This window comes from Caballeronia fortuita (assembly GCF_001544835.2).
GTDB lineage: Bacteria > Pseudomonadota > Gammaproteobacteria > Burkholderiales > Burkholderiaceae > Caballeronia > Caballeronia fortuita.
In genome coordinates, this window is the sequence record NZ_FCNX02000003.1 from 176127 (window position 1) to 192030 (window position 15904).

Annotated in this window: 14 protein-coding genes; 8 read left to right on the forward strand and 6 right to left on the reverse strand. The window is 62.3% G+C overall.

Features of this window, described 5'->3' with window-relative positions; all coding sequences use genetic code 11:
• Nucleotides 1–36 precede the first annotated feature (36 nt).
• The gene (locus AWB77_RS07755; protein WP_061133832.1) at nt 37–588 is read right to left on the reverse strand and encodes a TetR/AcrR family transcriptional regulator; all 552 of its coding nucleotides are present in this window, start codon (nt 586–588) and stop codon (nt 37–39) included.
• A 61-nt stretch (nt 589–649) separates the two neighbouring features.
• Nucleotides 650–1075, reverse strand: coding sequence for a hypothetical protein (locus AWB77_RS07760; RefSeq protein ID WP_061133833.1), 426 nt, complete (start codon nt 1073–1075; stop codon nt 650–652).
• Between the two features lie 141 nt (nt 1076–1216).
• On the opposite strand from AWB77_RS07760, the gene AWB77_RS07765 reads away from it, so the two are divergent.
• Entirely contained in the window at nt 1217–2365 is a 1149-nt protein-coding gene (locus AWB77_RS07765; RefSeq protein ID WP_061133834.1) for a peptidyl-alpha-hydroxyglycine alpha-amidating lyase family protein, read from the forward strand.
• 7 nt (nt 2366–2372) lie between these two features.
• Here the strand turns inward: AWB77_RS07765 and AWB77_RS07770 are convergent, their stop codons facing one another.
• Complete coding sequence (locus tag AWB77_RS07770; protein ID WP_061133835.1) at nt 2373–4346, reverse strand: MFS transporter; 1974 nt, start codon at nt 4344–4346, stop codon at nt 2373–2375.
• 153 nt (nt 4347–4499) lie between these two features.
• Nucleotides 4500–5423, reverse strand: coding sequence for a DNA-3-methyladenine glycosylase family protein (locus tag AWB77_RS07775; protein ID WP_061133836.1), 924 nt, complete (start codon nt 5421–5423; stop codon nt 4500–4502).
• 161 nt (nt 5424–5584) lie between these two features.
• Between AWB77_RS07775 and AWB77_RS34270 the strand changes: the two genes are divergently transcribed.
• Nucleotides 5585–5752 (forward strand): hypothetical protein, encoded by a 168-nt coding sequence (locus AWB77_RS34270; RefSeq protein ID WP_244158487.1) that lies wholly within the window; start codon nt 5585–5587, stop codon nt 5750–5752.
• Between the two features lie 15 nt (nt 5753–5767).
• On the opposite strand, the gene AWB77_RS07785 is transcribed toward AWB77_RS34270, so the two are convergent.
• A complete protein-coding gene (locus tag AWB77_RS07785; RefSeq protein ID WP_061133838.1) occupies nt 5768–6130 on the reverse strand; it encodes a hypothetical protein in 363 nt (120 codons plus the stop codon).
• 86 nt (nt 6131–6216) lie between these two features.
• Complete coding sequence (locus AWB77_RS07790) at nt 6217–6972, reverse strand: GntR family transcriptional regulator (RefSeq protein ID WP_061133839.1); 756 nt, start codon at nt 6970–6972, stop codon at nt 6217–6219.
• Nucleotides 6973–7135: 163 nt separating this feature from the next.
• Here AWB77_RS07790 and AWB77_RS07795 point away from each other — a divergent pair, with 163 nt between their 5' ends.
• The 6 genes from AWB77_RS07795 (at nt 7136) to AWB77_RS07820 (ending at nt 15879) form a co-directional block, all read left to right on the forward strand.
• Complete coding sequence (locus AWB77_RS07795; RefSeq protein ID WP_061133840.1) at nt 7136–8356, forward strand: pyridoxal-phosphate-dependent aminotransferase family protein; 1221 nt, start codon at nt 7136–7138, stop codon at nt 8354–8356.
• The gene (locus tag AWB77_RS07800; RefSeq protein ID WP_061133841.1) at nt 8353–9117 is read left to right on the forward strand and encodes a 2-keto-4-pentenoate hydratase; all 765 of its coding nucleotides are present in this window, start codon (nt 8353–8355) and stop codon (nt 9115–9117) included. The genes AWB77_RS07795 and AWB77_RS07800 overlap by 4 nt, the downstream gene beginning before the upstream one ends.
• 54 nt (nt 9118–9171) lie before the next feature.
• Nucleotides 9172–12210, forward strand: a complete 3039-nt coding sequence (locus tag AWB77_RS07805) for an FAD-binding and (Fe-S)-binding domain-containing protein (protein WP_061134081.1) — start codon at nt 9172–9174, stop codon at nt 12208–12210.
• A gap of 263 nt (nt 12211–12473) precedes the next feature.
• A complete protein-coding gene (locus AWB77_RS07810; protein WP_061133842.1) occupies nt 12474–13763 on the forward strand; it encodes an MFS transporter in 1290 nt (429 codons plus the stop codon).
• 93 nt (nt 13764–13856) lie between these two features.
• Nucleotides 13857–14639: an enoyl-CoA hydratase/isomerase family protein gene (locus AWB77_RS07815; protein WP_061133843.1), complete on the forward strand. Its 783-nt coding sequence runs from the start codon at nt 13857–13859 to the stop codon at nt 14637–14639.
• 1 nt (nt 14640) lies between these two features.
• Nucleotides 14641–15879 (forward strand): CaiB/BaiF CoA transferase family protein, encoded by a 1239-nt coding sequence (locus AWB77_RS07820; RefSeq protein WP_061133844.1) that lies wholly within the window; start codon nt 14641–14643, stop codon nt 15877–15879.
• Nucleotides 15880–15904 lie beyond the last annotated feature (25 nt).

The window sequence follows — 15904 nt, forward strand, 5'->3', positions numbered from 1 at the left end:
GCTCGTCCATTCGTCATAACAAACGCGCTTGCCTAATCACGTCTCGGATTTGCCCGGCGGAAAAAGCGAAAACATGGTCTCGATGGCGGTGCTCGCGCGGCGTTTGCCGTCCGTGCGGCCGACCGCGAGATCGATGACCGCGAGTCCGACGACGAGCGCATGCACCATCGACACATGTTCTTTGGTGACGGCAAGACCCATTGCTTCGAGCATGCGCGTGATACGTACCGCGACGCCTTCCGCAAGTTCGCGAAAGAGACTGCGTATGGTCGGTTCTTCGTCGGCGGCTTGCGCGAGCGCCATCAAGACGCGCGTGTTCTCGTGGCGCATAGCGACATTGGCGATGGATGCAGCCGTGACCTTGGGCGATGCTTCGCTCGCGAAGGCATCGACGGCGGCGAGCTGGCCGTCGATGGCAGTGCGTGCAACCGCTTCGATCAATGCGAGCCGTGTCGGAAAATAATAGGTGAGATGACTCTGGCGCACGCCCGCGCGCGCAGCGACGCGCGGCTGCGTAAAACCCGAATAACCTTCTTCACGCAAGGTGGCGAGGGCGGCTTCGAGTATGGTTTGTCGACGATCCTGCACGGAGCGCGTCCTGTTTGGTTGATTTACCAAACCTTAGCGTGGGCGATGCAGGACGTCAACCTCATGAACGGTCATACGAGGGCGGTTGCGGGTTATGCGCAGGATTCGTATCGAGTTTGCGGATATCGGTGATCGCATCGCTCGCAAGTGATTGAAGATCGGCCTCGAGCGCATCGGCGAGCGTCTTTTCATAGACTTCATCGCCATGTACATAGAGCGTGAATGCTTCGAGATACTTCGCCTTTTTAGCAGGATTTTCGATGGTCTCGCGCGTCCATCGATAGAGCGGATACTGCTCGATGCCATCTCTTTCCGCTTGCGCGACGTAATCGGCGAAGGCGTCGTATTGGCATTTCAACAGGGCGTCGTGCTTCGTCAATACTTCGTTGATAGGCGCGAGCAGTTCATTCGCGGGATCGCGGCGCGCCATCGCCGCGTAGTCAGGCGCGAGCCGGATTCGTATCTGGTATTGCCATACTTCGGTCATGATTTCCCTTTCCGTGTTGAAAGCTATCGATAGACGCGCATGTGAATAATGCGGTTCATGCACTACACTTCCTCTCGCATCGCGAAGCAAGCCGGCCATCGACGTTCATCATCACGGACGACGAACAAGAGGAGGGTAACAGTGAGTCTTCGACACTCGACGTACTGCGCATGTTGCGACACTGCGCCATTCGCCGCAAGCCGCCGGCGTTTTCTCGCGCTCGCGGGACAAAGCGCCGCCGCACTCGCGCTCTTTCCTCACCTCGCTTACGCCGATAACGACGTCCCGGCTATCGCCTACGATTCCGTTCCCGATCCGGTACGTTTGCCGCGCGATGTGTACTTCGGCGAATGCTCCGGCGTCGCGCTCAATTCGGCAGGTCATATCTTCGTGCTGTCGCGCGGCAATAGCATCGGTCCCGCATATGGTGCGGCCGCGGCTCAATTGCTCGAATTCGATCGCAATGGGCGATTCGTGCGCGAACTTGGCCATAACCTTTATGCCTGGTCGTTTGCGCATACGGTGAAAGTGGATCGGCAAGACAATGTCTGGGTCACCGACAAAGGCTCGGACATGATCATCAAGTTCACGCCCGAAGGCCGGGTCGCGATGGTGTTCGGGCGCAAGCAGGAAGCGTCGGACGAAGAGACCGCGCCGCTCAAACATCCGAATCCGCCGCTGCTTTCCGAGCCCGGGCGCTTCCGGCAAGTGACGGATGTCGCGTGGGACGCTGCCGGCAATACTTATATCAGCGACGGCTATATCAACTCGCGGGTCGCGAAAGTGGATAAGGACGGCAACTGGATCAAGTCATGGGGCGAGCGCGGCAAGGAGCCGGGACAATTTCATACGCCGCATAGCATTGCTGTCGACAGGAATGGCCTCGTCTATGTCGCGGATCGCAGCAACCGACGCATTCAGGTCTTCGATGGCGAAGGCAATTTTCAGCGGCAATTCACGATCGATGTGCCAGTGCCGCCCGATGCGCGCCCTGCTATCGGCAACATGCCCGACGAAGCGGCGATTGCGGCGGGAACATTCGCGCCGGGTTCACCCTGGGCAATCTGCATATCGCCGGGGCCGAATCAAGTGTTGTATTCCGCCGATGCCTTTCCTGGCCGCATTTACAAGTTATCGCTCGATGGGAAACTGCTCGGCGTGCTCGGACGATCGGGCAAGCAGTTGAAGCAGTTCGGTTGGATACATCAGATGGCGTGTCCGAGCGAGAACACATTGTTCGTCGCCGAATTGCTCAATTGGCGCATTCAGAAACTCGAATTGCACGGATAAGATTTCATTATTTTTTCCGCGTCTTCGAACGCATCGACATGATCGCCGCGATCGGCCTGGGGCGCGCGTCGCATCGATTCTCACGCCACGCGCGCAAGGTATCGAGCGCGACGGAATTGCGCACATAGCGATGCCATACGAACGCGAGATCGAAGATAAGAATGGCGAGCCACCACGCATAAAGAAAGAATGCTCCACCGAGCACGACGGGCCATAATGGTTTGCCGGCGAGATCGCCCCATAACCTTACGCCCACGATCAGGGTCATCATCAGCGTGCCGAGCGCAACGAGAATGCGCCTTCCCCAATGGGGTCTGCGTGGCGCGAGCCAGCCGCTTATCGCGCATACGAATCCGGCGAGCACGAAAACCGCTTTGCCGACGACAGGATCGGCGCGATCGCGATGCAGGATATCCGCGAACGGACTCGCGAGAAATGCGGCCACGCCGCTCAATAGGACGAGCCAAAAGATAAGCGCGCCCGCGACGAACGCCAGCAGCGCGACGACGCGCCAGCGCAGCCAGGCGTCCGTGCGTCTTGCGCCGCGCGCCTTGACGAGACGCGGCAGACGCGCGGCGACCGTCGTGCCCATCAGGAGGCACGCGAGCGCGAACACCGAGCGCGTGAGATAGATGAATTCGGGCGCGGCGCTCGTGCCGCCCGCGCCCGAATCAGAGGAAGCGGTGACGGCTTTATAAATGAAAAACACTGCCAGAAGGTGCAGCGCGAAACTCAGCAAGTAGGGAACCGCCGTACTCACGATGCCGCGATAACGCCTGTTTTGCGGCACTCTTGCAGTGTTCTTGTCGAGCACGACGTTCTCGATGAAGTGGCCGAAGACATCGCCATCGGTCCAGTAATCGGTATGCGCTTTTCCCGGCAGCCAGTAACGCGAGAAGCCGATGTCGTGCACCGGTTCGAATTCGAAGGCGAGACAGCCCCGATGATCGAGATAGGCGCGCGCGGTATCGAGCGCAAAGCCGACGGGATCGCCGAAGTCGTAATAGTTGCGCCAGCGGATGCGCGAAGGCAATGTGATGGGGCCGCCGGGCCGCTCGGTCTGCGTCACGGCATCGCCATTCATTTCGCTCTTCAGAGCCATGCCTTCCCAGAGCTTCGGCCATAGCAGGATGTGCTTGTCGATCGGCGAGCCGATGGTCATGAAGCCGCGCAGACTTTGCACCCAGTCCGTGCCGATGATCTGCTCGCTGTCCTTCGGGTCGGTGACGGTCGGCATCGACAAGGCCTGCAGGATGCCGAGGAAGCTGATCACGGTCCCTTCGCTATGCGCGACGATATACACCTCGGGCGCACACTGGCAACGCTCGGTGGCGAGCGCGACGAGCCGTTCCATCACGCGATGAAAGCGGAACACGATGGTCTCGCGATGCTGCCTGAAATCCGCGACGAGCTGCACGTCGCCGACATAATCGCGCAGCATCGGCGCGAGATCGAACTTGAAGATGCCGGCCTTCTCCGTCACCGCGAGCAGGCTTTGCATGACGGCCACCGTTTCGACGACCTCTTCGACGACGCCCGAGGCCAGCGAAAAATCGGCGGGCTCTAGCTTGCGTTCATCGACGTTGAGCATATAAGTCGCCTGCGCGCGGCTCACGATGGACAAGCCCCACGCCTTGCTCTCTTCGAGCGTGTCGTCCTGCTTCACGACTTCGCGCGGAATGTCGGCCCAATACACTTCCGCGAAGCCCAGCGCGGAATAGAAGTCGCGCTGCGCCGCGGTGTAGGGACCGCCCGGCGGAAGATCGAGCTGACGAACGTCCACTTCGCCGACACCCGCGATATCGAAATAGCCGAGCGGCATCACGGGCAGGGGCGGGTCGTAGCGCGCGCCGAACTGACTTGCCACCGAGCGCACCGTGTCGCTGTGCAATTGATTGCCGATGCCGTGTATCGCGACGACGATCTTCTGCACGCGCGGTGTGATGGTCTCTTCTTGCGCGTCGAGGGATGATGCGTTCATGAACGTCTCCCGATGGCGTTTCGTCAGCGCTTCTTTGCGCGGCCGCTCGAAAGCAGATTAGTTCATTTTTTAGACAAGACAACGAAATGATGGCCGCGACGCATTGCACCGGCATTTTGCATGCGTGATGTTGCACGCAAAATGCCGCGCAATTCAACCGCCGCGCGCAAGGCCGGTTTCCATCGCCACGCCATTCCAGAGATGCATTGCCGCATAGGCACGCCACGGACGCCAGCGCTCGGTGCGCGCGCGCTGCTCGGCGGGTCGCGTGAGCGACGGATCGCGTCGTGCGATCGCCTGCATGAGGACGAGATCGGCTTCGGGCCACGCGTCGGGATCGCGTAGCGCGCGCATCGCGACATAGCCGACGGTCCACGGCCCGATGCCGGGCATCGCGAGCATGTCCCGCTTCACGCGTTCGGGATCGGCGCCGGGTTCGTCGAGCGGCAGTGCGCCGGTTGCGACCGCGTGCGCGAAGCGCTGCACGGTCTCGATACGCTTCGTCGGCATGCCGATCTTGTCCAGATCGGCGGCGGCGAGTTCGGCGGGCGTCGGAAAGCGCCATGCGGTGCCCTCGTGCGGATGACCTTCGATCCGCTTGCCCGCGCGCTGGACGATGCGGTTCATGATCGTCGACGCCCCTTTGACGCTCACCTGCTGCCCGACGATGGTCCGCACCACGAGCTCGAAGCCGGACCATGCCCCCGGCACGCGCAGTCCGGGCGCGGCCTCGATGAGCGGCGCGAGCACCGGGTCATCGGCGAGGCCGCGGGCGATCTCGCGCGGATCGGCGTGCAGATCGAACATGCGCGCGAGCGGCGCGGCGAGTTCGCCGGCGTGCCGCGCGAGCGCGCCGTCTACGTGCACGACCAGCCGGTGCCGGCGTTCGTGCCGCATCACTTCGATGGTGCCGTCGTCGCCTTGCCATTCGATCGCGCGCCGGTACACGCCGTCCTCGACCGACTCCACGCCCGCCGAGGCGCGTCCGCCGATGAATTTCAGCATGCGTGTCCAGTCGAACGGCCGCTTGAAGGGCAGCTCGATTGTGGCGGTCGATGTGTCGATGGTCGAATGCATTTTGAATGCCGCTCGTGCGATGGTCGATTGCATGCCGATTTTACTTCGGCAACTGCATGATCCTGTCGCGCGGGCGTGCTCATTCTTCGCTAACTCTCGCCGGCGACAATGCCTCACATCGACAGCAAGCAATCCCCATCAGGCAGCCGAAGGAGCCGAACATGAACGCAATCTCGATCAGCATCGTCGCCATCGTCATCACCGCCGCGCTTGCGGCCATCGCGCCGGTCACACATTACACGCAACATGAAATCGCGGCGTTGAGCGCGCATGCCGCGCGTACGCGCGCCGATGTCCGAATCGGCGCAGGCAGCGGATTGACGGCCTGAGCGTCGCGCGCCCGTTCAACGGCGGGTCGCCAGTTTCATCGTGCTCGCGTTGAGCATCTGCATGAATTCGGGATCGTGCGATAGGGACTGGCGCGCGCTCGTCTCCAGTTGCGCGCGGCGCTCCCATTGATCGGAGCGCACGACGCAGCGCGCGAAAACATCGTCGTACAAGGGATGAACTGCATCGCGGTCGTGTACCGCGGTCAGCCGCGCGATGCGGCTTTTTTCGTCACGCGTGAGCTCGCGTGTGATGCAGTCGACGGCCTGACGGTCCATCGCGGCCTGCGCGGCGTCGAAGTCCGGCGAGTGATAGAGCGTCACGCCCGTGACGGCAAGCGCCGCGCCGAGCGCGACGCATAGGCCTCGAATCCTGGTCATGGTTTCCCCCGAAAGTGGCTTCGACGGCCGAGGGCCGGCGGTATCGCAGGCCTACATTCGAGGGATTCGCGCGGCCGTTCTATTCGTTAGCGCTCGTCCGGCGCCGTCTTGTCCGCTGCGCGCTTCCTCGGCGCCGCGGGCTTCATCGTCGTCAGGGTGCGCTCGGCGAGCACCGCGTCGCGCTTGGACAGCAAATGCTTGCGCAGAATCTCGCCCATGCGCCTGCCATCGCGCGTTTCAAGCGCTTCGATCATCTCTTCGTGATCGCGGATGGCGCGGTCCCACTTCGGCGTCTGAAAGTTCGAGCGAAACCGCAGCGCCATCAGACGCCGGTTGATCGATACGTAAGTCTGACGCAAAGCCGTATTGCGCGCCGCTTCGTTGATCTTGTCATGGATCGCCTGATTGCGGCTGTAGTAGCCGGAGAGATCGTTCTGCGCACGGCAGGCGAGCATCGCGTAATGCAGCGCCTTGATCTCGGCGATCTCAAGCGGCGTGATGCGCTCGCATGCAAGCTCGCCCGAAAACGCTTCGAGCCCGCTCATCAATTCGAACATCTCGCGGATCTCGAACTCGCTCATCTGCGAAACCGATGCACCGCGATTCGGCGAGATATCGATCAGCCCTTCGGCGGCGAGCACCTTCAGTGCTTCACGCAACGGTGTGCGCGAGATGCCGAGCGTCTCGCACAGCTTGCGCTCGTTGAGCTTCACGCCGGGCGCAAGCAAGCCTTCGACGATGAAGCCGCGCAAGTGGTCGACGACGGTGTCGTGCAGACGCAGACGCTCGACTTTCGGCAGCGGTGAAGACACATGGAAGTCCGGCAAATCGGGATTTTGCATTCAATACCTCTTATTCCATTTCGGCAATTTTAACCCAGCGTTAGCCGGAAAAACCGTCAGCGGGTTATCCCTAGACCGTTTGGCCTATGTATTCCTTTACCCGTTCGGGCAGCTGCGTTATTGTATTTTGCATGCAAAATTACATTTAATAGGACGCCGACCCATGCTGAAGCTCGATTTCCATCCCGCTGGCCGTCACTTTCTGCAGATTCCGGGGCCGAGTCCCGTGCCGGATCGCATCCTTCGGGCGATGAGCTATCCGACGATCGATCATCGCGGCCCGGAGTTCGGCGCGTTGGGCCTCAAGGTGCTCGACGGCATCAAGAAGATCTTCAAGACGAGTCAGCCCGTGGTGATCTATCCCGCATCGGGGACGGGCGCGTGGGAGGCGGCACTATGCAACACGCTGAGCCCCGGCGACACGGTGCTGATGTACGAGACAGGCCACTTCGCGACACTGTGGAAGAAGATGGCCGAGAACCTGGGTTTGAAGCCCGAGTTTCTCGGTTTGCCGGGCATCGAGGGATGGCGGCGCGGCGTACAGGCCGACATGATCGAAAAGCGCCTGCGCGAAGATACGCAACATGCGATCAAGGCCGTGTGCGTCGTCCATAACGAAACGTCGACGGGCGTGACCTCGGATATCGCCGCCGTGCGACGCGCGATCGACGCCGCGAAGCATCCCGCACTGCTGATGGTGGATACGATCTCGGGTCTCGCATCGGCCGACTATCGTCACGACGAATGGGGCGTCGACGTGACGGTGTCGGGATCGCAGAAGGGCTTGATGCTGCCGCCGGGCATCAGCTTCAACGCGGTATCGGAGAAGGCGCGCGAGGCGTCCGCGCGCGCGACGTTGCCGCGCGCGTTCTGGGACTGGACCGACATCATCGAGATGAACAAGCAGGGTTACTGGCCGTACACGCCGAATACGAACCTGCTCTACGGCCTCTCCGAAGCGCTCGACATGATTCTCGGCGAAGGGCTCGATAACGTGTTCGCGCGCCATCAACGGCTCGCGGCCGCATGCCGCGCGGCCGTCACCGCGTGGGGACTGGAGATTCAATGTGCCGACGCCGCCGTCTATTCGCCGGTGCTCACGGGCGTGATGACGCCCGAAGGCGTCGATGCCGACGCAGTGCGCAAGCTCATCTACGAACACTTCGACATGTCGCTCGGCACGGGGCTCGGCAAGGTGAAGGGCCGCATGTTCCGCATCGGACATCTTGGCGACTGCAACGATCTCACGTTGATGGCCGCGCTCACCGGCTGCGAGATGGGCCTGAAGCTCGCGGGCATCGAACTGAAGGGTGGCGGCGTTGCGGCGGCGATGGACTATCTGACGAGTCATGTCGCGAAGCCCGCGCTGAAGGCGGCCGCATGAACGCCGCGTTCGATGCCGACGCGCTCGCGCGGCTCTTCGTCGACGCGCGCGCGCATCGCGCGAAGCTCGACACGTTGCCCGAAAATGCGCGCCCCGCAAGTGCCGGCGATGCCTACGCCGCGCAGGACGCGACGTTGCGCGCGCTGGATGCGGACATCGGCGGATGGAAAGTCGGCGCGAAAACGCATGATGGCCCGGTCCAGGCCGCGCCGCTTCCTGCCGATGGCATTCATAAAACCGGCGCGCGTCTGTCAATGCTCGCGTTCGGCAAGGCGGGTCTCGAACTCGAAATCGCGTTCAGGCTCGGCCGGCGTTTCGAACCGGATAGCGGACCGTATAGCGATGAAGACGTCATTGCCGCGATCGAGTCCGTTAACGCGACGATCGAAGTGGTGGCGAGCCGCTTCGCCGCGTGGCCGGATGTCGAGAAGCCCTGGCAACTCGCCGATTTGCAGAACCACGGCGCGTTGATCGTGGGCGAGGGCGTGCCTTACGACGCGGCGTTTCCCTTCGTATCGCCCGCGATGACGTTCACGTTCGACGGTGCGCCGCTCTTCAAGGAGGCGCCGGCGAATCCGGCGGGCGATCCGCGGCGCCTGCTCGCGTGGACGGTGAATCACAGCGTGTCGCGCGGGCTCGCCGTCGAACGCGGGACCGTGCTCACGGCGGGTTCGTACACGGGCCTTGCCTTTCCCGATGCACCCGGCGCGGCTGTCGGCAGGATCGAAGGACTGCCTTCCGTCGAATTGCATCTTGCGTAATGCATTCATAAGGTCAGGCACCGTATGGCGCTCTGGCATTCACCGACAGCGACGATGCTCAATTCCCCAACCGACCGTCTCGTCAAGCCGATTCATCTGATGCCCGCTTCGGCGCGCGCGCGGCTCGCGTCCACGCCGACGCCGCTGCAGGCGCGGCTGCAGCGCGAACTGAAGGGCGATGTGTTGTTCGATCGCGCATCGCGTGGACGTTATGCCACCGATGCGTCGATCTATCAGATCATGCCGCTCGGCGTCGTCGTGCCGAAGGATCAGGACGACTTGCGTCTCGCGTTGCAGATCGCACGCGATAGCCGAGCGAGCGTGCTTGCGCGCGGCGCGGGCACGAGCCAATGCGGGCAGACGGTGGGCGAGGCGCTCGTCATCGATACGACGAAGTGGCTCAATAACATCGTTCAGTTCGACAAGGACGCGCGCACGGTCACGGTCGAACCGGGCGTCGTGCTCGATCATCTGAATGCGTGGCTCAAGCCGCACGGCCTGTGGTTCCCGGTCGATGTGTCGACGAGCGCGCAGTGCACGATAGGCGGTATGGCGGGCAATAACTCGTGCGGCTCGCGCTCGATGGAATACGGGATCATGGTGCATAACGTCGACGCGATCGACGCGATCCTCGCCGATGGACACGAAGCGCGTTTCGGCAAGCTCTCGTCGATGACGAACGATGCACGCACGCGCGATCTAGTCGACGGCGTGCGCGGCATTGCAATGCGCGAGCAGCAGGAGATGCGCGAACGTATTCCGAAGGTGCTGCGTCGCGTGGCGGGCTATAACCTCGATCTCTTCGATTGCCAGAGTCCGCTCGCCTTCACCGCCGACGGCGAGCCGAACCTCGCGAATCTCCTCGTCGGATCGGAGGGCACGCTCGCCTTCAGCCGGCAACTCACGCTGAAGCTCGCGCCGCTGCCCGCGCACAAGACGCTCGGCGTCGTCAACTTTCCGAGCTTCTACGACGCGATGGACATGACGCAGCACATCGTGAAGCTCGGTCCGGTCGCGGTCGAACTCGTCGATCGCACGATGATCGATCTGGCGATGTCGAATCCCGCGTTTCGTCCTGTCATCGAAAAGGCCTTGGTGGGCGAGCCGGAAGCGATTCTGCTCGTCGAATTCGCGGGCGCGCAGCGTGACACGCAAGTGACCAAGCTCGCGCAACTCGTCGAGCTGATGGGCGATCTCGGCTTGCCAGGCTCGGTCGTGCAGATGCCCGATGCGGGTCCGCAAAAGGCGCTATGGGAAGTGCGCAAGGCCGGCCTCAACATCATGATGAGCATGAAGGGCGACGGCAAACCGGTGTCTTTCATCGAGGATTGCGCGGTGCCGCTCGAACATCTTGCGCAATACACGAGCCGCCTCACCGATGTGTTTCGCAAGCATGGAACGGAAGGCACGTGGTACGCGCATGCGAGCGTCGGCACGCTGCATGTCAGGCCGATTCTCGACATGCGCCGCGACGGGGCCATCAAGATGCGTGCGATCGCTGAAGAGGCCGCGGCGATGGTGCGTGAATACAAGGGCGCATTTTCGGGTGAGCACGGCGACGGTCTGTGCCGTGGCGAATGGGTCGCGTGGCAATACGGGCCGCGCATCAACGAAGCGTTCCGCGACATCAAGCAACGCTTCGATCCGGACAACCGGATGAGTCCGGATCGCATCGTCGCACCGCCGAAGATGGACGATGCGCGCAACTTCCGCTTCGCGCCTTCTTATCGCGAAAGCGCGTTGACGCCGCGTCTCGACTGGTCTGCATGGAACGTGACGCGCGACCCGCTGACAGGCGAGCAGGGCATGCCGGGATCGGGCGGCGATCTGTCGGGCGGCCTCGCGAAAGCGGTCGAGATGTGCAACAACAACGGCCATTGCCGCAAGTTCGATGCAGGCACGATGTGTCCGAGCTATCGCATCACGAAGGACGAGCAGCATGTCACGCGCGGACGTGCGAACACGTTGCGGCTTGCACTGTCGGGACAACTGGGCGATGACGGCCTCGCGAGCCGTGACGTGAAGGACGTGCTCGATCTGTGCGTGTCGTGCAAGGGCTGCAAGCGCGATTGCCCGACGGGCGTCGACATGGCGCGCTTCAAGATCGAGGCGCGTGCCGCATGGACGTCGCGTCATGGCGTGCGCCTGCGAGAGCGTCTGATCGCGTTTCTGCCGCGCTATGCGCCGTATGCGAGCCGCATGCCTGCGCTAGCGAATGCATTGGACGTCAAGATGCCAGGCGTCGCGCGCTGGCTCAAGACGAAGCTCGGGCTTGCACCGCAGAGAGCGTTTCCACACTTCAGGAAGCCATTTCTCGCGAGCGCTTCAGCGAGGACCGTTGCATCGGCGACCAACGAGGTCCTGCTCTTCGTCGATACGTTCAACAACTACATGGAGCCGGACAACGCGCGCGCCGCAAGACGCGTGCTCGAAGCGGCGGGCTACACGGTGCATTTGAACGTGAACGCAAACGAGCGGCCGCTATGTTGCGGGCGCACGTTCCTTTCGGCGGGTCTCGTCGATGAAGCGAAAGCCGAAGCGCGCCGCGCGCTCGATGCGCTCATGCCTTATGTCGAACGCGACGTGGCGGTCGTCGGTCTCGAACCTTCGTGTCTGCTTTCGTTGCGCGATGAATTCCTCGGCTATGGCTATGGCGATGCCGCGCGCAAGCTGTCGCAAGCATCTTTTCTATTCGAAGAGTTTCTCGTGCGTGAAGAAGCGGAGGGTCGATTGCGTCTGAAGCTCAAAGCGCTCGATCAAACCAAGGCTTTGCTGCACGGGCATTGTCATCAGAAGGCGTTCGATGCCGTGCGTCCCATCGAAAAAGTGCTCGGCTGGATTCCGGGACTCGATGTGAAGACGATCGAAACATCGTGCTGCGGCATGGCGGGCAGCTTCGGTTACGAGGCGGAACATTACGACGCTTCGAAGGCGATGGCCGAGATGTCGTTGCTGCCGGCCGTGCGTGCGGCGCGTGACGCGCTGATCGTCGCGGATGGCACGAGCTGCCGTCATCAGATCGCCGATGGCGCGCAACGAGAGGCGCTGCATGTCGCGCGCGTGCTCGAGATGGCGCTCGATATGGAAGCGTGATTACAGCGAGACGAGAGTTTCATTCACCGAAGCAAAACAGCGGATAACAACGAGCCGCGATCAGGAGACGAGCGATGACATCACCGCGCAAACCAGGCATTCGCAGGCTGCGCCGCCGAACGCAATAGGCTCGATTCGAGCCGCAGTCCCCATTCGACCTATCCCCCTTAGACGTACCCCAAGCGAAGTTCCGCATGTCGTTACATGAGGCGTCTTTCGATAGCGGAAGACGTTCATGCACGCACGCGGCCATCAAGGAGACGATGATGTTCCGTCGAGCCACGACGCGCGTTCTGTTGCTGCTATGCGCGATGTATTTCATCACCTATATCGATCGGGTCAATGTCAGTACCGCCGCCGCGCAATTCGGCGCGGAACTCGGTCTTTCGCACACGCAGGTGGGTTTCGTGTTTTCTGCATTCGCGTATCCCTATCTCGTGTTCCAGATCATCGGCGGATGGGTGGGCGATCGTTTTGGACCGCGCCGCACGCTGACCCTGTGCGCGATCATCTGGGCGGGCGCTACGGTGTTGACGGGTCTTGCGGGCGGTTTCGTGTCGTTGATCGTGGCGCGCGTGCTGCTCGGCCTCGGCGAAGGCGCGACCTTTCCGACCGCGACGCGTGCGATGTCGAACTGGATGCCAGCGGACCAACGCGGTTTTGCACAAGGCATAACGCATGCAGCATCACGTATCGGCAATGCCGTAGCGCCGCCGCTCATCGTCTGGTTGATGGTCGCGACGAGCTGGCGCGGCGCGTTCATCATCACCGGCATCATCAGTTTTGTGTGGGCGCTCGCGTGGGTTTTCTACTTCCGCGACAATCCGCGCGATCATCCGCGCATCACGGAAAGCGAATGCGCGACGCTCGCGACGTACTCGGGCGTGAAGCAACGCGCGCCGGTGCCCTGGCGCACGCTGCTCGGCCGCATGGCGCCCGTCACAGCCGTGTACTTCTGCTATGGCTGGGTGCTGTGGCTCTTTCTCGGCTGGATTCCGCAGTACTTTCTGCATAGCTATCACATGCAGCTCGGCAAGTCGGCACTGTTCGCGTCCGGTGTCTTCTTCGCGGGTGTGCTCGGCGACTGGCTCGGCGGTTCGCTCACCGATCGCATCCTGAGAAAGAGCGGCAACGTGCGCCTTGCGCGCAACGTGATGGTCGGCGTGTGCATGTTGCTCACGCTGCTTTCGCTCGCACCGATCATGCTCATCTCCAACATCTCGATCACGCTCGCGGCGGTGTGCCTTTCGGCAGGCTTCTTCTTCAACGAAATGACGATCGGTCCGATGTGGTCCGTGCCGATGGATATCGCGCCGAAGCATTCTGGCACCGCGGCGGGCATCATGAATTCCGGTTCGGCGCTAGCCGCGATCATCAGCCCGGTCGTCGGCGGCTGGCTGATCGACCGCACTGGCAACTGGAATTTGCCGTTCACGGTGTCGATGGTGCTGATGGCCGCCGGCATCATCCTCTCGTTCACGATGCGCCCGGACCGTGTGCTCGAAACGGAAGAGGAAAAGAAGGACGCAGCGGACGCGCGCAAATTCGTGTGATCTCGCGAACACGGCGGTGCGATGCATTTTGCATGCATTGAACCGCATTGAATTTCGCATACAGCATGCAGCATTCAAAATCAAGGAGGCGATGTGGCGGAACCATCCATCCTGATCGAGCGCGACGGCGATATCGCGACAGTCGTGATCGACCGGCCCGAGAAGCTCAACGCGATGACGAAGCATTTGTGGCGCTCGCTCGGGGACACCATCGAAACGCTTTCCGGCGATGACACGCTGCGCTGCATCGTGCTCCGCGGCGCGGGCGAGAAGGCGTTCTCGCCCGGCAACGATATCGCGGAATTCCGCACGGACCGGTCGAATGTCGACGAAGCGCGCGCGTACGGGGCGATCATGCATCGCACTTTGCATGCATTGAACGTGTGCCGGCATCCGATCGTCGCGATGATTCACGGCATCTGCGTCGGCGGCGGCCTCGAGATCGCGGCAATGTGCGACCTGCGCATCTGCGGCGAATCGAGCCGCTTCGGCGTGCCAATCAGGAATCTCGGCCTCGTCATGGCGCATGCCGAAATGGAAGGGCTCGTGCGTCTTGCGGGGCCAGCCGCCGCGCTCGAGATTCTTCTCGAAGGACGCATCTTCGATGCGCGAGAAGCGCTCGCGAAAGGACTTGTCACGCGCATCGTCGCGGATTCAGACGTGACCGCGCACACGTATGAGACGGCACGGTGCATCGCGGACGGCGCGCCGCTCGTCGCACGCTGGCACAAGCAATTCGTGCGTCGCGTGATGGACCCCGCGCCGCTCACCGAGGCAGAACGCGACGAAGGCTTCGCGTGCTTCGGCACCGAGGACTTCCGCACCGGCTATCAGGCCTTCCTCGACAAAACCAAGCCGCAATTCAAGGGACGTTGACATGGCAGACACGAAACCAACGGCCGCGCCCGGCGCGGGACCGCTTGCAGGCATGCGCGTGATCGAGCTCGCGCACATCATGTCGGGGCCGATCTGCGGGATGATGCTCGCCGACATGGGCGCCGACGTCATCAAGGTCGAGAAAATTCCAAACGGCGACGACTGCCGCCGCTTCGCGCCGATCCTCGCGAGCGGCGAGTCCGCATCCTTCATGATCGTGAACCGCAACAAACGCGGCATCGCGCTCAACCTGAAAGCGGAAGGCGGCAAGGAAGTGCTGCGAAAGATGCTGGCGAGCGCGGATGTCGTCACGGAGAACTATCGGCGCGGCACGATGGAAAAGCTCTGCATGGGCTACGAAGCCCTCAAGGCGGTCAACCCCGGCCTCATCTATTGCGCGATATCGGGCTATGGCCGCAGCGGTCCGATGGCCGACAAGGGCGGCTTCGATCTCATCGCGCAGGGTTTGAGCGGCCTGATGAGCATGACGGGCGAACCGGGGCAAGCGCCGATCAAGGCCGGCTCGCCCGTCACCGACATCAACGCCGGCATCCTCGCGGCGCTCGGCATCAGCGCGGCCTACGCGCGCAAGCAAGCGACGGGAATCGGCCAGATGGTCGATACGTCGCTCTTCGAAGCGGGCCTGCAACAGATGTATTGGGCCTTTGCCAACTACTTCGCGGACGGGACCGTGTTGCCGAAGGCCGGCTCGGCCAATCCGACGAGCGCGCCGTATCAGGCGTTTCGCACGCGCGATGGCTGGGTCAACATCGGCGCGGCGAACCAGAGCAACTACGAGCGTCTCGTCGACGTGTTGAACATCGCCGGTCTCGCCGATGACGAGCGCTTTCGGACCAACGCGGGACGGCTGAAACATCGCGAGGCGCTTGTCGACCTTCTGACGGCGCGTCTTGTCGAACGCACGACCGACGAGTGGCTCGCCGCATTCGATGCGATCGGCTTGCCGAGCGGCGCTGTGCTCGGCGTGCCCGAAGCGTCGTCGCACGAACAGGCGATCGCGCGCGGGATGATCGTCGAGACGCAGCATCCGCTTGCGGGCAACATGCGCGGCATCGGCCTGCCGATACACTTTTCCGAAGGATGCACGAAGCAATCGCGTCCTGCGCCGCTCCTCGGCCAGCACACCGGCGAAGTGCTGAACGAGTACGGCTTCGACGATGCGCGCATTCAGGCGCTCAAGGACGAAGGTGCGATTCTGGAAACGGAAGTGCCGGCATGAACTGGTCTTATGCATTCATCATGCA